The following is a 23,433-nucleotide window of genomic DNA, read 5'->3' on the forward strand; positions in this document are numbered from 1 at the left end:
AGCGCATGACACCTCGTTCGCGCGCGTCGATGGGCTGGGTCTCGCTGGGTTGTGTGCTGATGTGGTTCACGGGTTGCGCCACGATCGACCGGCGGCAATTGCTCGAGCGCGGGGCCGCCGCCATCACCTACCGGCTGCCCCCCGAGCGGCTCCTGGACGTGGCCCGGGAGCTCCTCCTGGAGGAGGGCTACGCCCTGGTGCCGAGCACGGATCCGCTCTACGTGCGCACCGCCTGGCGGGTGAAGTTCGACGACACCCTGGACATCGGAGGCCTGCGGCAGCGGCACTTCGTCCTGGTGAAGCGGCTCGACGAGGGCCTCTGCGCGGTGAACGTGTACCGGATGTCCAGCACCTCCGTGGGCCGGACCGCGCCCCATCCCGTCTCGTCCCATGTGGACGAGAAGACGGGCACGCAGAAGATGACCCAGGGAGACCCCATGTCCCCCGGCCGTCCGGTGCTCGAACGGGACCTGGAGCTGGAGTGGCGCCTCCTCTCGCGCCTCTCTCCCGCCACCGCGCACGCGCTGGAGTCCCAGGTGGATGCCTACCTCGCCCAGCACCCGTGAGGCCCGAGCGGCGCCTCGCGCGGACCGTCAGGCCTGGGCGAGCGGGAGCGTCGCCGCGGTGGGCAGGCTCAGCACGAAGCGGGCGCCGCCCGCGGCGTGGTTCTCCGCGTGCAGGGAGCCGCCCACCCGGGCCACGTACTCGCGGCACAGGGCGAGTCCCAGTCCCGTGCCCTTGCCCGGGGGCTTGGTGGTGAAGAAGGGCTCGAAGAGGCGCGCCAGCACCTCGGGGGGAATGCCCGGACCGTTGTCGTCCACCCAGAGGATGACCCCCTCCGCCGCGAGCCGCGCGCTCACGGTGATGTGGGGGCGGCGGGGGGGCTGGGCCATGTCCACCGCATCGGCCGCGTTGAGCAGCAGGTTCACCAGCACCTGCACCATGTGGCGCTGGCCCAGGCGCACCTCGGGCAGTCCCGGGGCGAGCACCAGGTGGACCGCGCCCTCCTCGCGCAGCCGCATGGAGACGAGCCGCCGGGCCTCCTGCGCCGCTTGCTCCAGCTGGCCCCGCTCCTCCTCGCCCATCACCCCCGCGCGCGAGAAGCCCCGCAGGTCCGTGACGATCTGCTGGATGCGCAGCACGCCCTGCTGGGTCTCGCCGAGCACCTCCTCCATCTCCTGCCGGTCGAGGGGCTCGTGGGCACTGCCGAGCTGGCGTCGCACGTGGCTCAGGTTGGCCTTCACGTACGCCAGGGGGTTGTTCACCTCGTGCGCCACGCCCGCGGCGAGCTGGCCCACCAGCACGAGCCGCTCCACGTCCGAGCGTTCGCGCTCGGCGCGCGCCCGCAGCCGCTCGCTCTCCGCGAGCTGATCCAACGCCTGGAGCCGCTCCGCGTGCGCCGCCTGCTGCGCCTCGATCATGCGCCGGTACATGCGCGTGCCGAAGAGGGCCAGGGCCAGGAGCGTGGTGAAGCTCACCGACTGCAGGAGGATGCGCTCGGGGGGCACTCCGGCCAGCGCGTTGAGCAGGATGACCACGCCGAGTCCCGCGCCTCCGGCGATGAGCGTGGGCATGCGGCTGTCGGGGGAGAACACCGACAGGATGAAGGGCATCACGAAGAACACCTGGAAGTAGGGGCTCTGCGGCCCGCCACTCAGGTGGACGAAGAAGGTGGTGGTCACCAGGGACAGGCCGGCGGCGAGCGCTCCCGCCCAGCGCATGCTGATCCACCCCGCGCCCACGCCCAGGCCCATGAGGCAGAAGCTCACGATGCTCAGCAACTGCACGCCCACGAGCCCCGGTGGGACGTCACGTGTCACCACGCAGTGCAGCACCAGTCCGCCCAGGAGCGCGCTCGCGCCAACGAAGTAGTTGCGGCGCTGCATGCGCAGCAGGGCTTCACGGGGCGACGGGCGGGGGTTCATCGGAAGCGGAAGCTAACGCGACCCCCCCCACGCCCGCTGGACCCGGGGCCGCGGGGGGGAGGCCCGGCCCCATGACTGCTCACCAACGGACAGCGGCCTCATCCCCCTGTCCCGCGAGTGTCTTCTGCCCGCACCCCGGGTTGGTGTGGGTGCGGCACCGCCTCACTCCAGGTGAGGCCTCGCCGCGGGCGATCAGCCGCCGTGGACATTCACGATGTCGAAGCCGCCCGTGAGTCCGCCCCAGGTGCGCAGGCCGATCCGGCCGGAGGCGTACTGCGCATCGCGGCCGGTGCCCAGCGTCTGCCACGTCCCGCCGGGCTGCCAGACGCCCATCGTCAACGCATCGCCCTGCACCGAGAAGCGGATGTTCATGTACTGGCCCGCGCCGGACGGCCAGGGGTAGAGGCCGCCAGCCAGGAGGGTCCACGTGCCGCCGTTGTTCTTCGACACCGCCCACGTGTAGCCGGCGCTCGTGCGCTTGAACTCCGCCTGGTAGTAGTGGGTCGCGTCCTGGGCCCGGGCGATCAGCGCGATGCCGGCGTTGAGGGGCGCGTTGTGGGCGAGCACCGAGGCGTCCATCGTGTACGCCCGCCAGCCGGCACTGCCCCCGAGCGTGAGGTTGTCGCCGGTTCCGGTGGCGCAGTACTCGGTGGAGACGGGGCGGCACAGCGACCAGGTGCCGAGCTGCGGCGACCACTGCTGGGTCGTGTTGCCCTCGAAGTCGTCCTGGAAGAGCCGGGGCTGCCAGGCCGGCTCCACCCGCCAGAGGTGATCGCTGGTGCCGTTGTCGCTGAACTGCACCACGTTGGCGCTGTCCGCCTTCGACATGCCGTCCACGCCCAGCACGAGCCCGCTGTGGCGGTTGAGGATCTTGAACTGTCCGCCGCCCGCGTCGACGAAGCGCCAGAGCTGATCGTTCGTCCCGCTGTCCTGGTGCTGCTGGATCCGCGCGCTCAGGGCCTGGGAGGCGCCCTGGACGGCGAGCACCAGGCCACTGTTGAGGTTGAGGACCTTGAACCAACCGCCGCCCGCGTCGACCAGCTCCCACTGGTGGTCCAGCGTCCCGTTGTCGGCGTACTGCTGCACCTGGGCGCTGTTGTCCTGGGACGCCGCGGCGATGCCCATGAGCTTGCCGCTGTTGACGTTCTGCAGGAGGAAGACGGGCGCCGACCAGACCTCGAACTCGCTGAGGCCCCAGCCGGTGCCGCCTCCGGCGTTGGGCGCGACCACGCGCAGCTGGGTCGTGGTCAGCGGCGGGAAGGTGATGTGATTGACCGTGGTGGCCGTGGGCGCCGAGGGCGTGCGCGTCTGCCCGGGCACGCTCGCCCAGGCGCCGCCGGTCCAGTACTGCAAGTCATAGCTCCGGGGCGTGCGCACGCCCCCGCCGTCGTCATAGAAGTACAGCCGGACGTCCGAGGTGGTGATGGGGTGCTGGTACCTCACGCCGAAGTGATCGCTCGCCTGCGCGGTGGCGTAGGTCGTCCAGCGGGTGTTCTGGGGAATGCCGTTGCGGAAGACGAGGCCGTCGATCGCGTTCCAGGCGTTGTCCCCGGCGCCCCCGAACGTGTACGACGCGAACGGCTGCGCCTTGTAGGCGATGCGCTGGCCGTTGGCGGCGATGTTCACCTTGCCCCCGCCGTTGGACTGCACGAGCGGCGCGCCCACGGTGACGGTGACGGCGCCCAGGCCCGTCTGGGTGGCGACCCGCGCGCCATCCACGAAGACGTGCAGACCCACGCCCTGGCCGTAGCGCGTGCCCAGCCGGTCCCACAGCACGGTGACGTTGTGGCCGTGGTACGGGAGGTTCTCCAGCGCGAAGTAGTCCCAGGTCGCGGGGGCGAGCGGCTTGAGCGTCAGCGTGTCGTCGGCCTGGCCGCGCACGCCGAGGAGCCCGGAGATGACGTTGTCGGTGTAGGTCGAGTGGTTGTAGTCCTCGCTGTGCCCGGCGCCATCGTAGATCCACGTGTTGGCGTCGGCGTCGTGCGCCTCGGCGACGTAGGGGACGCCGTTCTTGTACTGCGTCGCCGCGTAGCCCCGGAGCAGTTGGACGTAGTTCGCGGCGGTGATCGTCGTCTGGGCGGGATAGTCGATGAGCAGGTTGGCCAGACCCGTCAGGGTCTGCGAGGTCTCATAGGGCCAGGACGGGCCGGTCCAGCGGCAGCAGCCCTTGTTGGCCTCGTGGTTGAACCACTTGCTGCGCCGCTCGACGGTGGTGGGCCCGTAGGTCGCGGCGAAGCCCTGCGGATCGAGCAGCTGGGCGAACGCGGTGGCGTCCGAGGCCTGGGGCAGGTGGAACATCCACGGCACGAAGCCATGCTCCTCGCGCGTGCCGAGCAGGGTGTAGCCCGGGTTGTTGTCGCGGTGCATGTGGTAATAGAAATTCCGGCTCGCGTCCCACAGCCGGGCCCGGGTCGCGGTCCTGAGCGCGTCCGCCCGGTTGTTGTACTCGGTGGTGGTGGCCGTGTCGCCCGCGAGCCCGGCGATCTGGGCGATGGCCCGCGCATCCCCATACTGATAGGCATTGAGGGTGGGCCGGTAGCCGGCTCCGCCGTGGTAGGGGTCCGGGCTCTCGTAGGACGCGGGCGTGAGCTCGGTGGCGTCCCAGACGGGCACCTGCCAGTAGAGGCCCAGCGTGGCATTGAAGTGGTTGTCCCAACCCCGGTACTGCTTGATCAGGTTGGGCAGCTGGGCGACCACGAACGCCTTGTCCCCGGTGACCAGGTAGTGCTGCCACACCGAGCTGGCGGCCCAGAAGCTGTACTCGTGGGCCCAGTCCGAGGTGTTCGGGTTCACCGACTCGACCATGGGCTTGGGGAACTGTCCGGGCCCCGCGAGCCAGTAGTTGATGACGTCCTTCACGTACTGCTGATCCCTCAGCCAGCGGCCCTCGTGGATGTGGTGCCCGGCCGCCGCGACGATGCCGCCGTAGGGCGCGCCGTAGAACACCGGCGTGAGGAACTCGTTGGACAGGTAGCCGTACTCCGCGCCCGTGTAGACCAGGTGCTCCTTGTAGGTCTGCCAGCGGTAGTAATAGACCTCCTGGATCTGCCGGTCCGGCACCTCGAGGAAGGGGATGTTGGCCTCGAACCACGGCTTGTCGTTGATGCCGCCCAGGAGCGCGGTGTGATCGAGGAAGGCCGTGCCTCCCGTGGGATTGCGCGCGTAGACGGTGGGCGCGTTGATCGCCCAGGCCGAACCCGCCACGCCAGCGGTCGTGGCGGCGAGCAGGGCGGCGGCGGCGATGCGAGGGGCGGGCATCGGGCACTCCTTTCGAGAACGGCGGGGACGGCGCGTGGATGCTGCGGCCCCTCTCGCTCGTGGGTCAAGGAATTCATGAATTGCGGACTTGTGAGGGCGCCGGGGACACGACATCGTGCGCGGCCTCGTATGCGTGCCTGGGAGGCCGATGGTGGAAGCGGGTTATGAGCTGGTGGTCGAGGTGCCCTCCGCGGAGGACTACCGGCGGTTGCGCGTCGTGTCGGGGTTGAGCCCCAAGAGCGCGGAGGCCGCGGCGGCGGGTCTGCCCCGCACCCTGTTCGCGGTGGTGATCAAGACCGGGGGGCAGGTGGTCGGCATGGGGCGGGTGGTGGGCGATGGCGGCTTGTTCTTCCAGGTCGTGGATATCGCCGTGGAGCCCCAGCACCAGGGCCGGGGGCTGGGCAAGGCGATCGTCGGCCGGCTCGTGGAGCACCTGCGCGCCACGGCCCCGGTGAGCGCCTACGTCAGCCTGATCGCCGATGGGGACGCCCACCGGCTCTACGAGCAGTTCGGCTTCAAGCCGACGGCCCCGGCCTCCATCGGCATGGCCTTCGTGGTCCGCTAGCCCGCGCGCGCGCAACAGCGTGTTCCGTGTTTCGCGCCTGTTGGAGGACGCCTCCTTCCGTCTACCGTTCCGGCCATGAGCACCTCTCCCTTGGAAGCGGCGGAAGTCGAACTCGTTCTCGCGGCACGCAGCTCGGACCTGGGCGGTGGCCTCCAGGTCCTGCGGGCCCTGCCCCAGGCCCGGCGCCGCATGGTGGGCCCCTTCGTGTTCCTCGATCAGATGGGCCCGGTGGACTTCGCGGCGGGCAGGGCCGCGGACGTGCGCATGCACCCACACATCGGCCTGTCCACCGTCACCTACCTCTTCGCGGGCGAGGGCGTGCACAAGGACACCGTGGGCAGCGTGCAGCGCATCCTCCCCGGCGACGTCAATTGGATGACCGCGGGCCGGGGCATCGCCCACTCCGAGCACATCACCCACGCCACGGGCGCGCCGGGGGGCCGGCTGTACGGCATCCAGATCTGGGTGGCCCTGCCCAAGGCCCACGAGGAGGTGGCGCCCGCCTTCGTGCACCACGCGGCGGCCACGCTGCCCGAGTTCGGGGAGGGCGGGGCGCGCATCCGCCTGGTGGCGGGCTCGCTCTTCGGCGAGCGCTCGCCGGTGAAGACGCACTCGGAGCTCTTCTACGCGGACGTGGCGCTGGAGCCCGGCGCGGTGCTGGGCCTGCCCACCGAGCACGAGGAGCGCGCCGTCTATGTGGTGGAGGGCGCGCTGGAGCTGAGCACGGGGACGCTCCCGCCCGGCCACATGGCGGTGTTCCAGCGCGGCGCCGAGGTGTGCCTGCGCGCGAGCGAGGGCGCCCGGGTGCTCTTGCTCGGGGGCGCGCCGCTGGACGGTCCCCGCCACATCTGGTGGAACTTCGTCTCCAGCTCCCAGGAGCGCATCGAGCAGGCCAAGGAGGACTGGCTCGCCCAGCGCTTCGGCCGCATCGAGGGGGCGACGGACTTCATCCCCCTGCCGGGCTCGCCGCCGCCCCCCGTCAGCTATCCGTAGCGCCTTCGCCGGGTGGCGGGCGTCCCGGATTTGTCAGCGCGGTGGACGAGAATTGTCACTGTTTGTCCGCGCCGGGGCGGGGCGGAGAGGAATAACAGGCGGTTGCCCGCCCGCCGGACGTGGCATGACGCGTGCTTCGTGGACGAGATGACATGGCGTGGGCGTCTGGACCGCGTGGCCGAGGGCCGCGGGGGGAGATGTCTCGCCAGGTCACTCCCCCTTCCCACGAGCTCCGAATGATCCGAGGACTGAAGTCCTGGTGTGTCTGTGTTTTGTCGTTGTCGGCGGGCCTGTCCGTGGCCGCTCCTTCACCCCTGCCCGAGGCGGAGGCCCTCGCGGCGGAGGCGGGCGCGCTGAAGGGCCGCGCGCCGGGTCGCGCGACCCTGGCGGTGGGGGCGGACCATTCGCTGGCGGTCGCCCTGGACGGCACGGTGTGGGCCTGGGGTGACAACTCCATTCGTCAATTGGGGGTGTCGGACTCCTGGTCCGTGCGGACGCGGGCCGCGCCGACCCGGGTGCCGGGTTTGACGAACATCGTCTCCGTGGCGGCGGGTCAGTATCACAGTCTGGCCTTGGGCGCGGACGGCCGGGTCTGGTCCTGGGGCGACAACATGTTCGGACAGTCGGGTCAGGGGAGGATCGACACCTGCGTGTTTGGCTGCCTCCCCGCGCTCGTTCCAGACCTGTCGGGGGTGGTCGCCATCGCGGCCAACGGGGAGTATTCCCTGGCCTTGAAGGCCGATGGCAGTGTGTGGGGCTGGGGGGTCTCGTCTCACGCACAGCTCGGTGTCTATGAATGGGCGCTCTTCGAGCCCACCGCCATTCCGGGGGTCTCCGAGGTGACGTCCCTGGCGGCCGGCATGCGGCATGTGCTGGCCACCCGCCGGGATGGCGCGGTCTGGGCGTGGGGCGCCAATCACCTGGGTCAGCTGGGGCGTGGGGTCGTGCACGGCCCGGGCTATCCCGGGCCCGTCCCGGGTTTCACGGGAGGGTCGTCCGTCGCGGCGGGTGAGTCCCACAGTCTGGCCTCGCGGTGGGACGGCTCGGTCTGGGCCTGGGGCCAGGGGTCGGTGGGAGAGTTGGGGTTGGGTGACCCGGCGACCGCGCCTCGGACCTCTGCCGTGCGCGTGCCCGGGCTCTCGCTCGTGCGGGACGTCGTGGCGCGGCAGCGCTCCAGCTTCGCGCTGCGGTGGGATGGAACGGTCTGGGGCTGGGGGCTCAACACCGGGCATCAGCTCGGGCACCTGCCGGCGGAGAACCAGGTCACGCCCGTGCGGCTCCAGGGGCTCCAGGGCATCGTGGAACTCGCGAGTGGGTCCGCGCATGGGCTGGCCCGTGACTGGACCCAGTCCGTGTGGGGCTGGGGCGATGACACCCAGGGCCGGGTGGGACTGGGCTCCGCGTGGCGGCTCGAGCCCGTCGTGCTGCCCGGGCTCCAGGACGTGGTCAAGACGGCGCCCTCGCTGGCGCTGCGCGCGGACGGCTCGGTCTGGTCCTGGGCGGAGGGCGCGCCGCCCGCGCGCGTCGCGGGGCTCACCCACGTCGTGGATGTGGCGCGGTGGAATGGGGAGGGCCTGGCCGTGCGCGCGGATGGCTCGCTGTGGCGCTGGAGCGCGACCCAGGCGCCCCAGCCCGTGCCGGGTCTGTCCGACATCGTGGCGCTGTCCGTCACCTCCCATGTGCTCGCCTTGGGCCGGGACGGACGGGTGTGGGCCTGGGGGTTCAACCAGTCGGGCCAGCTGGGCGACGGCACGACCACCTCGCGCACCACGCCCCTGCCCGTCTCTGGCTTGACGGACATCGTGGCCGTCTCGGCGGGAAGCAACTTCTCGCACGCCGTCCAGCGCGACGGGCAGGTGTGGGCCTGGGGGTTCAATGTCGCGGGCCAACTGGGGGACGGGACGACCACGACGCGCCTCACGCCCGTGCGGATGGCCCACCTCTCGGATGTCGTGGAGGTGCGCGCGGGCCTCGCCCATGCGCTGGCGCTGCGCGCGGATGGGTCCGTCTGGGGCTGGGGTTCGAACTGGGACGCGGCGCTCGACGCCACCGCCCCCCAGGAGAGTGTCCTCGTCCCCCGGCGGGTCTCCGGACTGACGCGCGTCGTGGGGCTGGCCACGGCCGAGACCCACTCCCTGGCGCTGCGGGCCGATGGTTCCGTCTGGTCCTGGGGCGTGAACTACCAGGGGCAGCTGGGCCGGGGTCCGGTGAGCCAGACGTTCTCGCCGAGCGCGCCCGCGCCCATTCCGGGTCTGCGCGACGTGGTCTCCCTGTCGACCTCTGCCTCCACCGCCCACGCGGTGCGGGCGGATGGCTCGCTCTGGGGCTGGGGCGACAACCAGTCGCTCCAGATTGGGGATGGCGTCTCCAGCATCATCCCCCGGGCCCGGCGCGTGTGGACCGTCTACCCGGGGCATTGAGGCCGTGACGGCTCATGCCGCTGGGGGCCGGCGGTGCTTCGCGTAGAGGGCGTCGCGCCACTGGAGCAGGGCCGGGTAGCGCGCCGCGAGCCGGGGCTGGGTCCAGGCGGCGCGTCCTCCAATCCCCACGGGCATGAAGGACGTGTCCACGGGGCTCACGCCCTGCAGCACCAGGGCCATGGCGATGTCCGCGTACGAGAACGCGCCGAGCAGGTAGGGCCGCTCGGGGGACACCGCCGTGGCCAGCGCGTCCAGCGTCTGGGTGAGGAGCAGCTCGTGCCGTCCGGCGTCGTCGCGCATCCGGTACTTGAGGGTGAGGGCTTCCAGGCTCCGGCGGACCACGGGCCGCACGAGGGGCCGCAGGGGCGCGGGGACCTCGGGCGGCACGAGCGCGTCGAGGGCACCCGGGGTGTCCAGGGCGCCGAGCATGAACAGGGCGCGTCCGGCCGCGAGCGCCGCCTCGCTCCGGGCGTTCCAGGCGGTGAGGGCGTCGAGCTGCCCCTCGGGAAACAGCCGGGGCCCGTGTCCGAGCCCCTCCGCGTACCGAGCGATCTCGAACGAGTCCCGGTACCACCGGTCCGCTTCCAGGACGGGCACCGTCACCGGGCCGGTGGGCTGGCGCAGGCGCCGGCGCAGCCGCCACTCCCCGAGCAGGGGCCCGTGCTCGTGGAAGGTGTACGCGAGCCGGTGGTGGTCGAGCGCCCAGCGGGCCTTCTCGGTCCAGGGCGAGAACGGGATGCCGAACAGCTTCATGGGGAGGTCTCCTGGGCGCCCGCGGGACGCCGCCGTGCTACGAGGAGCCGTGTCTACCCCATCATGTCCATGCATTGGCTGACGCGCGTCCTTCCAGGGACGCCCCCGGGCCGGGCGGCGGCCTCGTTCACCCTGACCTCGGGCGGGGGGGTCCTCCTGGGCGGCCTCGTGGCCGCCGCGCACGGCGTCCCCCTGTCCCTGGGGGTGCGCAACGCCGGGGCGTGGCTCGTGGGGGCCCTGCTGGCGGCGCTCCTGGCGAGGCACGCGTCGGGGCGGGGGGCCTGGCTCCTGCTGCCCCTCGCCGTGTTCGGGGTGGGGGCCACGTTCCTCGACAGTGGCCTGTCGGGTGTGCACCGCTGGGTGGGCCTCGGCCCGGTGCGGCTGCACGCCGCCGCGCTCCTGCTGCCCGGGGCGCTCGTCGCCTGGACGGACCTGGCGGCCCGACGTCACCCGCTCGGGCTCGCGGTCCTCGGGCTCGCGGGCCTCCTGGCGCTCCAGCCCGATGCCGCGCAGGCCGTGGCGCTGGCGGGCGCCGTCGGGGCGGCCCTGCTCGTGCTCCGGAGGCGCGGGGCCCTGGGGGGCGGGGTGGCCATCGGCTCCGGGGTGGCGGCGCTGGTGTCGCTCGGGCGTGCGGACCCGCTCGCGCCGGTGCCCGAGGTCGAGGGCATCGTCGGCCTCGCCTGGGAGACCTCGCCTGGGCTGGCGGTGCTGGCGGTGCTCCTGCTGGCGGGCGCGGCGCTGTCGCCCCTGGCCGCCCGGGCGAGCCCCGTGGAGGGTGTCCGGGCGGCGGCGTGGGGCCTCGCCGTCTATTTCGCGCTCTGTGTGCTGGCGCCAGGGCTCGGGGCCTTTCCCGTGCCGTGGCTGGGCATGGGCGTCAGTCCCATCCTCGGCGCCTGGTGCGGCCTGGGGTTGCTGGTGGGGCGCGGGGCCCGCGCCCTCAGCGCTTCAGGCCCCGCTTGATGTCGGCGCAGAGCTGCCGGGCGGCGCCGGGGCCGTCCGCCTGGGCGGCGCGGACGATGGCGCTGCCCACGACCACGCCATCCGCGTGGGCACCCACCACGCGCGCCTGCTCGGCCGAGGAGATGCCGAAGCCGGCCACCACCGGCACGGGGGAGACGCCGCGCACCAGCTCCAGGCGCTCGGACAGGTTGGCCGGCAGCTGCGAGCGCATACCCGTCACGCCCGCCACCGACACGCAGTAGACGAAGCCGCGCGCGTCCTTGGCGATGCTCGCGGCGCGCTGGGGCGACGTGGTGGGCGCGCACAAGGGGATGAGCGCCACGCCCTCCTGGTCGAAGGCGGCCCGCAGGGACAGGCTCTCCTCGGGCGGCAGGTCCGGCAGGATGGTGCCCGAGACGCCGCGCTCCCGGGCGAGCTTCGCGTAGCGCGCCTCGCCCAGGGCCATCACCACGTTGACGTACGTCATCACCACCAGGGGCGTGTGCGGGCAGCGCTCGCGCACCGCGGGCACCACCTCGTCGAGCACCCGCCGCAGCGTGGCGCCCGCCTTGAGCGCCCGCTCCGAGGCGGCCTGGATGACGGGCCCGTCGGCGATGGGGTCGCTGAACGCGACGCCGATCTCCAGGAGGTCCGCGCCGCCCTCCACGCACGCGGCGAACACGTCCACCGAGCGCGCGAGGTCCGGGTCTCCCGCCATGGCGTAGGCCACCAGCGCGCCTTCTCCCCGCGCCCGGGCCCGGCCGAACGCGTCCGCGATCTCCCCGCTCATGCGCCCTCCAGACGGATGGCGGCGGGCATGCCGCGCGCCGCGATGGTGGCCACGTCCTTGTCCCCGCGGCCCGAGCAGTTGATGACCAGGTGCTTGCCCTTGCCCAGCTCCCGCGCCAGGTCCGCGGCGCGCGCGAAGGCGTGCGAGGACTCCAGGGCGGGGAGGATGCCCTCGGTGCGGCTCACCTGGTAGAAGGACGCGAGCGCCTCGTCGTCCGTGGCGGTGCGCACCTCCATGCGGCCCGTCTTGGCCAGGTGCGCGAGCTCCGGCCCCACGCCCGGGTAGTCCAGGCCCGCGGAGATGGAGTGCGCCTCGGTGATCTGCCCGTGCTCGTCCTGCAGCACGAGCGAGCGCGAGCCGTGCAGCACGCCCTCGGTGCCCAGCGTGAGCGACGCGCCGTGCTGGCCCGAGTCGAGTCCGTGGCCCCCGGCCTCCACGCCCACCAGCCGCACGCCCGCGTCCCCGACGAAGGGGTGCAGCACGCCGATGGCGTTGGAGCCTCCGCCGATGCACGCGATGATGGCGTCTGGCAGCCGGCCGAAGTGGACGAGCGACTGGGTGCGCACCTCCTTGCCGATGATGGCCTGGAAGTCCCGCACGATGGTGGGGTAGGGGTGGGGCCCGGCGGCGCTGCCGATGACGTAGTAGGTGTCCTCCACCTGGGACACCCAGACGCGCATGGCCTCGTTCATCGCGTCCTTGAGGGTGCGCGAGCCGGACTCCACCGCGTGCACCGTGGCGCCCAGGGCCTTCATGCGAAAGACGTTGAGCGACTGGCGCTCCACGTCCAGCGCGCCCATGTACACCTCGCAGGGGATGCCGAACAGGGCGCACGCGGTGGCGGTGGCCACGCCGTGCTGGCCCGCGCCCGTCTCCGCGATGATGCGCCGCTTGCCCATGCGCCGCGCGAGCAGCACCTGGCCGATGGTGTTGTTGATCTTGTGCGCGCCCGTGTGCGCCAGGTCCTCGCGCTTGAGCCACACCTCGGCCCCGCCCCACAGCGCGGTGAGGCGGCGCGCGGGCGTCAGCGGCGTCTCGCGCCCGACGTACTCGCGCAGCACCTGCGCCACCTGCTCGTCGAAGGCCGGATCCTTCCGGGCCTCGGCGTAGGCGACTTCCAGCTCCTGCAACGCCGGCACCAGCGTCTCCGGCACATAACGGCCGCCATAACGGCCGAAGCGGCCCGGGGCGGTTTGCGTGTCCATGGGGTCTCTCACTCCGAAAATGAAGTCTTCGCGGCGCGGAGGAAGGCCCGCACCGCGTCCGCGTCCTTGATGCCGGGGCGTGACTCCACCCCGCTCGCCACATCCACTCCGTAGGGCCGGGTGGCCCGCACGGCCTCGAGCACGTTGCCCGGGTGCAGTCCGCCGGCCACCAGCACCGGCGTGCCCACGTCCGCCAGCCGCGCCACGAGCGACCAGTCGAAGCCCACCCCGCCGCCGCCATAGCCCGGCGCCGCGCCGTCCAAGAGCAGCGTCGTCACGTCGCCCGCGCCCACGTACGTGCGCGCCCGCTCCACGTCCTCGGCGGTGCGCACCCGCAGCGCCTTGATGACGGGCACGTCATAGCCCTGGCAGGCCTCGGGGGGCTCGTCGCCGTGCAGTTGCACCGCCGTCAGGCCGCAGTCGCGCACCCGCGCCCGGATGACGTCCGGCGACTCGTTGACGAAGACGCCCACCAGCGCGCCGAGCCCCGGCCGCGTGCGCGCCAGCGCCGCGCCCTGCTCGGGCGTCACGCAGCGGGGCGAGCGCGCGTAGAAGTTGAGCCCGAGCGCGTCCGCGCCCGCCGCCCACGCCAGCCGCGCGTCCTCCACCCGCGTGACGCCGCAGATCTTCACGCGCACGCTCACGGCGCGTCTCCCGGGGCGAGCAGCCGCGCCAGCGCCCGGCCGGGGTCCGCGTCGCGCAGCAGGGACTCGCCCACGAGCACCGCGTGCGCGCCCGCCGCCCGCGCCGCCCGGAAGTCCTCGGGCGTCTTGAGGCCGCTCTCGGCCACGAAGGCCCGGGCCCGTCCGCGCAGGAGCGGAATCACCCGCAGGGCGGTGGTGGTGTCCGTGCGCAGCGTGGCGAGGTCGCGGTTGTTGAGCCCCACCAGCTCCGCGCCCGCCTGGAGCGCCCGCTCGGCATGGGCCTGGGTGTGGGCCTCCACGAGCGCCGCCACCCGGCTCGCCCGGGCCGCCGCCACCATCTCCCGCAGCTCGCCGTCCTCCAGCGCGTCCGCGATGAGCAGGATGGCGTCCGCGCCCAGGGCCGCGCTCTCCTCCACCTCCTGGGGCGACACGAGGAAGTCCTTGCGCAGCACCGGCAGGCCCGTGGCCTCGCGCACCTGGAGCAGGTCCTCCAGGCAGCCGCCGAAGTCCACGTCGTCGGTGAGCACGCTCAGGGCGCTGGCGCCCGCGGCCTCGTAGCCCCGCGCCACCGCGACCAGGTCCGTGTGGGGGAAGTCGCCGCCGGAGGGGCTGCGGCGCTTCACCTCGGCGATGACGTTGATGGGCTGGCCCGGCCGGGGCTGGGTCAGCGCGGCGGTGAAGTCGCGCGGGGCGGGGCGGGGATGGGCGGCCACGCGGGGGCCGCGCGCGGCGAGCTCCCGGCGCTTGCGCGCGAAGATGGCCGCGAGCTTGTCCTCGGGGGGCGCGCTCACGGCGTGCCCCCCTGCACGAGCGCCGACAGCTTGGCCGCCGCCGCGCCCGAGTCGATCGACTCCATGGCCCGCATCGCACCCTCCTTGAGATCCGCCGCCTTGCCCACCACCACCAGGGCCGCCGCGGTGTTGAGCACCACGGCCGTGCGCACCCCGGACCGCTCGCCTTCCAGGAGCGACTTGAAGCGCCGGGCGTTGTCCTCCACGTCGCCGCCGACGATGGACTCGGGCTTCACCCGTTCGAGGCCCGCGTCCTCGGGTGTGAGCGTGAAGGTGTGCACCGAGCCGTCCTCGCGCAGCTCCGCCACGTCGGAGGAGGTGCAGGGAGACAGCTCGTCGAGCCCGTCCCAGCCGTGCACCACCCAGGCGCGCCGGCTGCCCAGGCGCCGCAGCACCCGCGCCGTCTGCTCCAGGCGCTCGCCGGCGAAGGTGCCGAGCAGCTGATAGCGGGCGCCCGCCGGGTTGGTCATGGGGCCCAACAGGTTGAACACGGTGTACAGGCCGAGCTCGCGGCGCGCGGGCGCCACGTGGCGCAGGGCGCTGTGGTGCGAGGGCGCGAAGAGAAAGCCCACGCCGTGCGCGTCGATGTCGTACGTCACGTGCTCGTGCGAGCGGTCCATGGACACGCCCAGCGCGGCGAGCACGTCCGAGCTGCCACAGCGCGAGGACACCGCCCGGTTGCCGTGCTTGGCCACCGTCACCCCCGCGCCCGCGGCCACGAGCGCCACGGCGGTGGAGATGTTGAAGGTGTGCGCGCCGTCGCCGCCCGTGCCGCACGTGTCGAGCACCACGTCCGCCTTGGGCTGGATGCGCACGGCGCACGCCCGCATGGCCTCGGCGGCCCCGAGGATCTCGTCCTCCGTCTCGCCCTTCATGCGCAGGGCCACCGCGAAGCCACCCACCTGGGCATGCGTGGCCTCGCCCGCGAGCATCTGGCCCATGACGGACGCCATCTCCTCGCGCGTCAGGTCCTTGCGGCCCACGACCCGACTCAACGCTTCCTTGAGGGTCATGACACCGCTTCCCACCGGGCCACGTCACCGCGGGTGACTCTCGACATGGTTCTCGACTCTCCGCCGTCCGCCGCCCCCGTGGGGGAGCGGGCCGGTGTTGGGAACTGCTTGAACGAGGAGCGCACAGGACACCTCGTGGGCACAAGCGGTCCGGTCGCTTCTATATTCCCCCCGAGTCTGACGGGCCCGTTCCTGGGAATCAAGACAGGACGGACAGACGGGTATTTCTGGGAGGGAGCGCGGCGTGGCGAAACCGGTGGTCATCGTGGTGGGCGCGGGGCTGGCGGGGCTCACGTGTGCGCGGATGCTACAGCGGGCCAAGGTGACGGTCCGGGTGCTGGAGGCGAGCGACGGGGTCGGCGGTCGGGTGCGCACGGACGTCGTGGAGGGCTTCCGGCTGGACCGGGGCTTCCAGGTGCTGCTCACCGCCTACCCGGAGCCCCCGCGGTGGCTGGACTACGGGGCGCTCGACCTCCAGCGCTTCTTTCCCGGGGCGCGCGTGCGGCGCGGAGGCCGCTTCCATCAACTGGCGGATCCGCTGCGCCGGCCCCTGCACGCCGCCCGGAGCGTCTTCACGCCCGTGGGCTCGCTCGCCGACAAGCTGCACGTGCTGGACGTGTGGAAACAGGCGCACGCGGGAGAGGTGGAGGACGTGTTCCTGCGCCCGCAGAAGACGTCGCGCGCGTACCTGCGGGACGTGGGCTTCTCCGACGCCATGGTGGAGGCCTTCTTCCAGCCCTTCTTCGGGGGCATCTTCCTGGAGAAGGAGCTGCGCACCTCCAGTCGGATGCTGGAGTTCGTCTTCCGGATGTTCTCCTCGGGGGCCACGGCGGTGCCCGCGCGCGGCATGGGGGAGTTGACCGCGCAGCTCGCCGGGAAGCTGCCCCAGGGCGGCCTGCACCTGAACACCCCGGTGGAGGAGGTGTTCGGCCACCGGGTGCGGCTGGTGTCGGGGGCGCGCGAGGAGGCGGACGCGGTGGTGGTGGCCACGGACGGGCGCGCGGCGGAGGACTTGCTGCCGGGACTGCCCCCCCGGCCGACGACGGGGGTGACGGGCCTGTACTTCGCCGCGCCCGAGCCGCCCGTGCGCGGCCCCCACCTGGTGCTCAACGGCGAGGGCCACGGGCCGGTGAACAACCTGGCGGTGATGAGCGAGGTGTCACCCGAGTACGCGCCCGCGGGCCAGGCCCTGGTGTCGGTGTCGGTGCTGGAGACGGGGCAGGAGGCGGGGGCGCTGGAGGCGCGCGTGCGGGAGCAGCTCACCGAGTGGTTCGGCGCGGGCGTGGCGGGGTGGCGGCTCTTGCGCACGTACGCGCTTCCCCGGGCCCTGCCCCTGCAGACGCCCGAGGCGTTCGAGGAGCCGCACCGGCGGGTGCGCCTGTCCCCGGGCCTGTACGCGTGCGGGGACTATCGGGAGAACGGCTCCATCGACGGGGCCATGGTCTCGGGCCGGCGGGCCGCCGAGGCCCTGCTGAGCGACCTGGAGCTGCCCCTGCCATGACGGACACGCGGGAGGACCGGCGGCTGGGGTGGCTCGTGGCCTCGGGGCTGGCGGTGCTCGGGTGGACGGCGCTCGTGCGCTGGAATCCGCCGCACTTCTACGCCTGGGCCTCGCTCACGTGTGGCGTGCTGGCGGGGCTGTCGCTCCTGGCGCTCGGCCAGCGCACGGGCCGGGCGCTGCTCACGCCGCGGGGCGAGGACGTGCTCTGGGGCGTGACGTTCGCGGGCGTGCTGTACGTGGGCTCGCGCGTCGTGCTGTGGGCGCTGTGCGGAGGCCTCACGCGGGTGGCGTGCGAGCCCTTGCGGGACATCTACGCGGGCTTTGGCCGGAGCGGCTGGGGGGCGGCGGTGGCGTTGGTGTTCGTGCTCACGCCCGCCGAGGAGCTGTTCTGGCGGGGCGTGGTGCAGGGGGCGCTCAGGCCGAGGCTCGGGAGCCGGGGCGCGGTGGTTGTGGCCGCGGTGCTGTCGAGCCTCGTGCTGCTGTTCTTCCAGGAGCCGCTGTTGGCGCTCGCGGCCCTGCCCACGTCGCTCGCGTGGGGCCTGCTCGCCGAGTGGCGCAAGAGCCTGGTGGCCTCCTGGGTGAGCCACGCGTTGTGGGACGTGTTGATCATCGTCCTGCTGCCGGTGGGCTGAGCTACCCCGAGGGCAGGGGCGCGGGTCCGAGGTGGGAGGGATCCCACACGAACTGCTCGGAGGGGGTGAAGCGCATGTTGGTGAAGCCGTGCTGCTCGGCGAAGTCCTTGAATCGCTCGGTGACGAGGAGAGTGCCCGGCATGCCTCGGGGCCGGAAGATGTCCTCACCGCTCCAGGTGCCCGGCTCCAGGACGATGCCGTGCACGGCCTGGATGTTGGTCGAGCGGCACTCCTGGCACGTGATGGGACGCGCGATGCGCGCCCGATTGAGCACCAGGTCCACCGCCGCTCGGCCATAGGCGGTCGAGACGACCACGTAGTGGGGCACGGTGTCGGGACGGCGAGCGCCCTTCTTCATCGGGCGTACCCGGACGACCTCGACCGGATGAAAGCCTTCCAGTCCCGTGAGGTGCTCCGCGCGCCACGCCTCCGCGAAGCGCTCGGAGACGAGGGGGTGATAGGGCGACTTCTTGATGAAGTCCCCGAGTTCCTCCCCGTGCAATTCGAGTTTGACCCGGTAGGGCGGCATCCACCTCAGCAACCCAACGAACACACCGCAGCATGGGCAGCGGGGCGCATCCGCGCGGTTGATGGGCTCAATGGTGTCGACGTCGACATCATAACGAGACCCAAGCGGGCTTTCCTCGAAGACGAAGAACCGTGGGTTCTTGGCGGATTCAGAACCCATGAGGGAACCTCGCCTGCATCGCGGGGCGACTGTAGATCTCTCGCAGTTTGTTCATGAAGTCCTGGGGAGTTGCTCCAGGTGTTTCATCGAGCCACCGGATGACTTCCCTGTCCACGGCGCGGTGCCACTGCTGGTAGCCGCAGTGTGATTGCTCGTCCTTGGCTCGGGTTACGAAGCGGGGGTCTCGAGGTTTGTAGAGTCCCTTGAGCGTGGCGTGGTCCTCCAACGCCTTGGCAATGGGCCGGGAGATGAGGTGATGCTCCTGTCCCTTGCAAGGGGGCTCGGGGGAACCCAGGGCCTCGGACAAGGACTCCGCCACGGCCTGGAGTCGCTGCTTCTTCTTGTCGTCGCCTTCGCCTTCCATCAACGCGGCCTGCTCCAAGGCCGCCTCGACCTGGTCCAGCACCTGGGCGGCCTTGCGCGTGTCCTCACCCACGAGCGTGACGCAGGCGCTCACCATGCCCGCCTTGCAACCGCACACCAGCGTGGTCTCGCCGGGCGTGCAGGCGATTTGTGTCAGGAGGGTCAGAAGAAGACTGGCGAGCATGTGACGGGTCCGGAAGGCGGTTTCACGACGAGGGGAGGGGCGCGGGTCCGAGATTGGAGGGATCCCACACGAACTGCTCGGAGGGGGTGAAGCGCATGTTGGTGAAGCCGTGCCGCTCGGCGAAGACCTTGAAGCGCTCGGTCACGAGGAGTTCGCCCTGCATGCCACGAGGCCGGAAGATGTCCTCTCCGCTCCAGGTGCCCGGCTCCAGGACGATGCCGTGGACGGCGTCGATGCCCGTGGAGCGGCACTCCGGACAGGTGGGCGGCGCGGAGATGCGCGCGCGGTTGAGCACCGGATCCGCCAGGGCACGGCCAAAGCAAGGGGAGACGACGTAATAACGGGGCACCGCTAGCGGCGTGAGTGAGCGCTTCCGCATGCGACGCACGCGGATGATCTCCACGGAGTGGAAGCCGTCCAAGCCGGTGAGTGCCTCCGCACGGAAGGCCTCGGCGAATCGCTCGGAGACGAGCCAGTCGTATCCTGGGCAGCTGATGAAGTCGGCGAGTTCCTCTCCGTGCAACTCCAACTCCGCTCGATGGGGAGGAAGCCAGGGCAGCATCCCGATGAAGTCGCCACACCGTGGACAGCGAGGGGCCTCGCCCAGGTTGTCGGGCTCGGATGGATCAACGTCCGCATCGTATCGAGATCGGGTTCCCTCCGATTCCAGGACAAAGAAACGTGGGTCGCTAGAGGCCTTGAACACCATCGGGAAACCTCGCCTTCATCTCGGGACGGCTGTAGATGTCACGTAACTTGTTCAAGAATGTCTGGGGCGTGGCCTTGGCTGTCCTCAAGAGCCATTGGATGACCTCCTTGTCCACGTCGCGGTGCCATTGCTGATAGCCGCAATGTGATTGCTCGTCCTTGGCTCGGGCGACGAAGCGCGGATCCCGAGGTGTGAAGAGTCCCTTGAGCGTAGAGTGCCGGGACAGGGCCTTCGCGATGGGTCGGGAGATGAGGTGGTGCTCCTGGCCCTTGCAGGGCGGCTCGGGAGAACCCAGGGCCTCGGACAAGGACTCCGCCACGGCCTGGAGCTGCCTGGCCTTGTGCTCGTCCTCCTTGCCCTCCATCAACGCGGCCTGCTCCAAGGCCGCCTCGACCTGGTCCAGCACCTGGGCGGCCTTGCGCGTGTCCTCGCCGGCGAGCGTGACGCAGGCGCTCACCATGCCCGCCTTGCAACCGCACACCAATGTGGTCTCGCCGGGCATGCAGGCGAGTTGCGTCAGGAGGGTCAGAAGGAGACTGGCGAGCATGTGACGGGTCCGGAAGGCGGTTTCACGACGAGGGCAGGGGGGCGGGACCGAGCCCGTCGGGATCTCGAACGAACTGCTCGGTAGGGGTGAGTCGCATGTTCGTGAAGCCGTGCTGATTGACGAAGTCCTTGAAGCGCTCGGTGACGACGACCTTCCCCTGCATGCCGCGTGGGCGGAAGATGTCCTCCCCTCTCCAGGTGCCCGGCTCCAAGACGAAGCCGTGGATGGCGTCGATGCCCGTCGCGCGGCACTCGGAGCAGGCCGGAGGCCTCGAGACACGCACGCGGTTGAGTACCAGATCCACCGCTGCGTGGCCGAAGCAAGGCCAGACGACGGAGTAGCGTGGAACGGTGAGGGAATGGCGCGGTCTCTTCCTCAGGCAGCGTACTCGGACCACTTCCACGGGGTGGAAGCCCTCCAGCCCCGTGAGTCCCTCCGCGCGAAATGCGTCCGCGAATCGCTCCGAGATGAGCCGCTCGTATCCAGTGCTTCGGACGAAATCGCCGAGCTCTTGCCCGTGCAGCTCCAACTCCACACGATAGGGGGGAAGCCACGTCCGCAATCCGATGATGTCTCCACACCGTGGGCAGTGAGGCGCGTCCGAGCGGTTGACGGGCTCGACCTTCTCCACCTCGACGTCATAACGAGACGAGGACACCTCCTCCTCCAGGACGAAGAAGCGTGGGGGGGCAGGAAATTCAGAAGCCATCGGGGAATCTCGCCTGCATTTCAGGGCGGTTGTAAATGCGACGCAGCTTTTCCATGAACTCCGTGGGTGTGGCCTTGGGATGCTCATCGAGCCAATCAATCACTTCCTTGTCCACATCGCGGTGCCACTGCTGGTAGCCGCAGTGCGCCTGCTCATCCCTGGCGTGGAGCACGAAGCGTGGATCTCGGGGTTTGTAGAGTCCCTTGAGCGTGGAATGTTCCTCCAGACTCTTGGAGATGGGTCGAGAAATGAGATGGTGCTTCTGGCCCTTGCACTGGGACGTCGCGGAAGAACCGAGCGCCTCGGACAAGGACTCCGCCACCGCCTGGAGCTGCCTGGCCTTGTGCTCGTCCTCCTTGCCCTCCATCTGCGAGGCCTGCTCCAGGGCCGCCTCGACCTGGTCCAGCACCTGGGCGGCCTTGCGCGTGTCCTCGCCGGCGAGCGTGACGCAGGCGCTCACCATGCCCGCCTTGCAACCGCACACCCGCGTGGTCTCGCCGGGCGTGCACGCCACTTGCGTCAACAGGAGCAGCAGCAAGGCGGAGATCATGGACGGCCTTCTAGACGAAGAGTGGCCGCGGCTCGACTTCCTCCCGTAAGGTCGTGGGCGCAACGTGAACCCCGCTTCCCAGGAGAGCACGCCATGACCCAGCCCTCGTCCAGCAGTGCGCCGACCTTCTACCCGAGCCTGCGCTACCGGGATGCGCCCGCGGCCCTCCGGTGGCTCGCCACGGCCTTCGGCTTCGAGGAGCACCTGGTCGTCCCCGGTCCCGAGGGCACCATCGCCCACGCGGAGCTGCGCTTTGGCAATGGCATCTTCATGATGGGCAGCGTCAAGGACGACGTCTTCGGCTCCGCGGGAGGCATGGCGCCCTACGTCTACGTGGCCGACATCGACGCGCACTGCGCCCGCGCCCGCGCCGCGGGAGCCATCATCGTCCGGGAGCCGTTCAACACCGACTACGGCTCCCGGGATTACGCGGCGCGCGATCCCGAGGGCCATGTCTGGAGCTTCGGGACCTACCGGCCCGCGCCCTGAGGCCTTTGCTGTCCCGCGCGCCCGGGCGGGGGTAAAAGGGCGGGCATGAACCGCACCTTCCTCTCCCTCGCCGCCGCGGCGGTGCTCGGCTCGAGCGCCGCGGGCGCCGCCGAGCCCTCCGCTCCCACGGCCCTTCCGGGCGCCGCCGAGCTCAAGCGCATGACGGCGCGCTTCGCTCCCGTCGACATCACCGGGGACGTGTCCAAGCTGCCCGACAACGAGCGCCGGGCGCTCACGAAGATCCTCCAGGCCGCGCGCATCATGGACGCGCTGTTCCTGCGTCAGGCCTGGGCGGGCAACGAGACGCTGCTGCTCGACCTCGTGCGCGACACCTCGCCCCTGGGCAAGGAGCGGCTGCACGCGTTCCTGCTCAACAAGGGCCCCTGGTCGCGCCTGGACCACAACGCGCCCTTCATCCCCGGCGTGCCCGCCAAGCCCCCCGAGGGCCACTTCTATCCGGCGGGCGCCACGCAGGCGGACGTGGAGGCCTGGGTGAAGTCCCTGCCCGAGGCCCAGCAGAAGGAGGCCACGGGCTTCTTCTCCACGCTGCGCCGGGGGCCGGACGGCAAGTTCCGCGCGGTGCCCTACAGTGTCGAGTACCAGGGGGAGCTCGCCCAGGCGGCCCACCTGCTCATCGAGGCCGCGGAGCTCACCGGCCAGCCCACGCTGCGCGCCTTCCTCACCCGGCGCGCGGACGCCTTTCTGAGCAACGACTACTACCCGAGCGAAGTGGCGTGGATGGAGCTGGACGCGAGCATCGAGCCCACGCTCGGGCCCTACGAGGTCTACGAGGACGAGTGGTTCAACTACAAGGCCGCCTTCGAGGCCTTCATCGCCCTGCGGGACGACGCCGAGACGGCCAAGCTGTCCAAGTTCAGCGGGGAGCTGCAGGGCCTGGAGGACGCGCTGCCCATCGATCCCAAGCTGCGCAACCCCAAGCTCGGCGCGCTCGCGCCCATCCGGGTCGTCAACAGCCTGTACTCCTCGGGTGACGGCAACCGGGGCGTGCAGACGGCGGCGTACAACCTGCCCAATGACGAGCGCGTGGCGGCCGAGAAGGGCACCAAGCGCGTGATGCTCAAGAACATCCAGGAGGCGAAGTTCCAGCGCGTGCTCCTGCCCATCGCCCAGGTGGCGCTCGAGGCGAAGGACAGGAAGGACGTGTCCTTCGACGCGTTCTTCACCCACATCCTCATGCACGAGCTGATGCACGGCCTGGGGCCCCACACCATCACCGTGGAGGGCAAGCAGACCACGGTGCGTCAGGCGCTCCAGGCGTCCTCGAGCGCCATCGAGGAGGCCAAGGCGGACATCTCCGGCCTGTGGGCCCTGCAGACGCTCGTGGACAAGGGCGTCATCGGCAAGGAGCTCGAGCGCACCATGTACACGACGTTCCTGGCGTCCGCGTTCCGCTCCATCCGCTTCGGCATCAACGAGGCGCACGGCAAGGGCGTGGCGCTGCAGCTCAACCACTTCCTGGACACCGGCGCGGTGGTGGTGGCCAAGGACGGCACCTTCGCCGTGGTGCCCGCCAAGGTGCGCGAGTCCGTCACCGTGTTGACCCGGCAGCTCATGGAACTGCAGGCCCGGGGCGATCGCGCCGCCGCCGACGCGCTGCTCGGCAAGATGGGTGTGGTGCGCCCCGAGGTGAAGCGCATCCTCGACAAGATGGTCAACGTGCCCGTGGACATCGAGCCGCGCTACGTCACCGCCGAGCGCCTCATGGCCGGCACCGAGGCGGCCGCCCCGGCGGGCAAGAAGTAGT

Annotated in this window: 23 protein-coding genes; 9 read left to right on the forward strand and 14 right to left on the reverse strand. The window is 71.3% G+C overall.

Features of this window, described 5'->3' with window-relative positions:
• The first annotated feature begins 5 nt into the window (after positions 1–5).
• Positions 6–566, forward strand: a complete 561-nt coding sequence (locus I3V78_RS09445; RefSeq protein WP_204486225.1) for a hypothetical protein — start codon at positions 6–8, stop codon at positions 564–566.
• Between the two features lie 27 nt (positions 567–593).
• Here I3V78_RS09445 and I3V78_RS09450 read toward each other — a convergent pair whose 3' ends face one another.
• Both I3V78_RS09450 and I3V78_RS09455 read right to left on the reverse strand, forming a co-directional pair.
• The gene (locus tag I3V78_RS09450) at positions 594–1,925 is read right to left on the reverse strand and encodes a sensor histidine kinase (RefSeq protein ID WP_204486227.1); all 1,332 of its coding nucleotides are present in this window, start codon (positions 1,923–1,925) and stop codon (positions 594–596) included.
• 192 nt (positions 1,926–2,117) lie between these two features.
• Positions 2,118–5,183 carry an MGH1-like glycoside hydrolase domain-containing protein gene (locus tag I3V78_RS09455; RefSeq protein ID WP_204486229.1) on the reverse strand — a complete coding sequence of 1,022 codons (3,066 nt, stop codon included), beginning with the start codon at positions 5,181–5,183 and terminating at the stop codon, positions 2,118–2,120.
• A gap of 151 nt (positions 5,184–5,334) precedes the next feature.
• Here I3V78_RS09455 and I3V78_RS39870 point away from each other — a divergent pair, with 151 nt between their 5' ends.
• The 3 genes from I3V78_RS39870 (at position 5,335) to I3V78_RS09470 (ending at position 9,161) form a co-directional block, all read left to right on the forward strand.
• On the forward strand, positions 5,335–5,748 hold the full coding sequence (locus I3V78_RS39870) for a GNAT family N-acetyltransferase (protein ID WP_204486231.1): 414 nt from the start codon (positions 5,335–5,337) through the stop codon (positions 5,746–5,748).
• 75 nt (positions 5,749–5,823) lie between these two features.
• The gene (locus I3V78_RS09465) at positions 5,824–6,741 is read left to right on the forward strand and encodes a pirin family protein (protein ID WP_204486233.1); all 918 of its coding nucleotides are present in this window, start codon (positions 5,824–5,826) and stop codon (positions 6,739–6,741) included.
• Between the two features lie 236 nt (positions 6,742–6,977).
• Positions 6,978–9,161: an RCC1 domain-containing protein gene (locus tag I3V78_RS09470; protein WP_204486235.1), complete on the forward strand. Its 2,184-nt coding sequence runs from the start codon at positions 6,978–6,980 to the stop codon at positions 9,159–9,161.
• A gap of 12 nt (positions 9,162–9,173) precedes the next feature.
• Here the strand turns inward: I3V78_RS09470 and I3V78_RS09475 are convergent, their stop codons facing one another.
• Positions 9,174–9,914 carry a glutathione S-transferase family protein gene (locus tag I3V78_RS09475; RefSeq protein ID WP_204486237.1) on the reverse strand — a complete coding sequence of 247 codons (741 nt, stop codon included), beginning with the start codon at positions 9,912–9,914 and terminating at the stop codon, positions 9,174–9,176.
• 63 nt (positions 9,915–9,977) lie between these two features.
• Between I3V78_RS09475 and I3V78_RS09480 the strand changes: the two genes are divergently transcribed.
• Positions 9,978–10,874 carry a hypothetical protein gene (locus I3V78_RS09480; protein ID WP_204486239.1) on the forward strand — a complete coding sequence of 299 codons (897 nt, stop codon included), beginning with the start codon at positions 9,978–9,980 and terminating at the stop codon, positions 10,872–10,874.
• On the opposite strand, the gene trpA is transcribed toward I3V78_RS09480, so the two are convergent.
• Genes trpA through trpD form a run of 5 tightly spaced genes read right to left on the reverse strand, consistent with a single transcriptional unit; the run spans position 10,852 to position 15,296 of the window.
• Positions 10,852–11,643, reverse strand: coding sequence for a tryptophan synthase subunit alpha (trpA, locus tag I3V78_RS09485; protein WP_204486240.1), 792 nt, complete (start codon positions 11,641–11,643; stop codon positions 10,852–10,854). The genes I3V78_RS09480 and trpA overlap by 23 nt on opposite strands.
• A complete protein-coding gene (trpB, locus tag I3V78_RS09490) occupies positions 11,640–12,848 on the reverse strand; it encodes a tryptophan synthase subunit beta (RefSeq protein ID WP_204486242.1) in 1,209 nt (402 codons plus the stop codon). The genes trpA and trpB overlap by 4 nt, the downstream gene beginning before the upstream one ends.
• Before the next feature lie 8 nt (positions 12,849–12,856).
• Positions 12,857–13,492 (reverse strand): phosphoribosylanthranilate isomerase, encoded by a 636-nt coding sequence (locus I3V78_RS09495; RefSeq protein ID WP_204486243.1) that lies wholly within the window; start codon positions 13,490–13,492, stop codon positions 12,857–12,859.
• Positions 13,489–14,283: a beta/alpha barrel domain-containing protein gene (locus tag I3V78_RS09500; RefSeq protein WP_204486244.1), complete on the reverse strand. Its 795-nt coding sequence runs from the start codon at positions 14,281–14,283 to the stop codon at positions 13,489–13,491. The genes I3V78_RS09495 and I3V78_RS09500 overlap by 4 nt, the downstream gene beginning before the upstream one ends.
• A complete protein-coding gene (trpD, locus tag I3V78_RS09505) occupies positions 14,280–15,296 on the reverse strand; it encodes an anthranilate phosphoribosyltransferase (RefSeq protein WP_204486245.1) in 1,017 nt (338 codons plus the stop codon). The genes I3V78_RS09500 and trpD overlap by 4 nt, the downstream gene beginning before the upstream one ends.
• A 244-nt stretch (positions 15,297–15,540) precedes the next feature.
• On the opposite strand from trpD, the gene I3V78_RS09510 reads away from it, so the two are divergent.
• Both I3V78_RS09510 and I3V78_RS09515 read left to right on the forward strand, forming a co-directional pair.
• Positions 15,541–16,797 (forward strand): FAD-dependent oxidoreductase, encoded by a 1,257-nt coding sequence (locus tag I3V78_RS09510; RefSeq protein ID WP_204486246.1) that lies wholly within the window; start codon positions 15,541–15,543, stop codon positions 16,795–16,797.
• Positions 16,794–17,429, forward strand: coding sequence for a CPBP family intramembrane glutamic endopeptidase (locus I3V78_RS09515; RefSeq protein WP_204486247.1), 636 nt, complete (start codon positions 16,794–16,796; stop codon positions 17,427–17,429). Before I3V78_RS09510 ends, I3V78_RS09515 begins: the two co-directional genes overlap by 4 nt.
• Position 17,430: 1 nt before the next feature.
• Here the strand turns inward: I3V78_RS09515 and I3V78_RS39085 are convergent, their stop codons facing one another.
• From I3V78_RS39085 to I3V78_RS09545, 6 genes are all read right to left on the reverse strand, one after another.
• Positions 17,431–17,958 carry a hypothetical protein gene (locus tag I3V78_RS39085; protein ID WP_239576366.1) on the reverse strand — a complete coding sequence of 176 codons (528 nt, stop codon included), beginning with the start codon at positions 17,956–17,958 and terminating at the stop codon, positions 17,431–17,433.
• Positions 17,959–18,106: 148 nt separating this feature from the next.
• Positions 18,107–18,664 (reverse strand): Wall-associated protein precursor, encoded by a 558-nt coding sequence (locus I3V78_RS09525; protein WP_204486249.1) that lies wholly within the window; start codon positions 18,662–18,664, stop codon positions 18,107–18,109.
• Positions 18,665–18,686: 22 nt separating this feature from the next.
• Complete coding sequence (locus I3V78_RS39090; RefSeq protein ID WP_239576367.1) at positions 18,687–19,187, reverse strand: hypothetical protein; 501 nt, start codon at positions 19,185–19,187, stop codon at positions 18,687–18,689.
• 166 nt (positions 19,188–19,353) lie between these two features.
• The gene (locus tag I3V78_RS09535; protein ID WP_204486251.1) at positions 19,354–19,920 is read right to left on the reverse strand and encodes a Wall-associated protein precursor; all 567 of its coding nucleotides are present in this window, start codon (positions 19,918–19,920) and stop codon (positions 19,354–19,356) included.
• Between the two features lie 22 nt (positions 19,921–19,942).
• Positions 19,943–20,203 carry a hypothetical protein gene (locus I3V78_RS39095; protein ID WP_338023511.1) on the reverse strand — a complete coding sequence of 87 codons (261 nt, stop codon included), beginning with the start codon at positions 20,201–20,203 and terminating at the stop codon, positions 19,943–19,945.
• Positions 20,204–20,618: 415 nt separating this feature from the next.
• Complete coding sequence (locus tag I3V78_RS09545) at positions 20,619–21,179, reverse strand: Wall-associated protein precursor (protein ID WP_204486253.1); 561 nt, start codon at positions 21,177–21,179, stop codon at positions 20,619–20,621.
• Positions 21,180–21,272: 93 nt separating this feature from the next.
• Between I3V78_RS09545 and I3V78_RS09550 the strand changes: the two genes are divergently transcribed.
• Positions 21,273–21,668 carry a VOC family protein gene (locus I3V78_RS09550; RefSeq protein WP_204486254.1) on the forward strand — a complete coding sequence of 132 codons (396 nt, stop codon included), beginning with the start codon at positions 21,273–21,275 and terminating at the stop codon, positions 21,666–21,668.
• 45 nt (positions 21,669–21,713) lie between these two features.
• Positions 21,714–23,432 (forward strand): dipeptidyl-peptidase 3 family protein, encoded by a 1,719-nt coding sequence (locus I3V78_RS09555; RefSeq protein ID WP_204486255.1) that lies wholly within the window; start codon positions 21,714–21,716, stop codon positions 23,430–23,432.
• The last annotated feature ends 1 nt before the right edge of the window (position 23,433 follow it).

The sequence above is a fragment of the Archangium primigenium genome (genome assembly GCF_016904885.1).
Classification (GTDB): domain Bacteria; phylum Myxococcota; class Myxococcia; order Myxococcales; family Myxococcaceae; genus Cystobacter; species Cystobacter primigenius.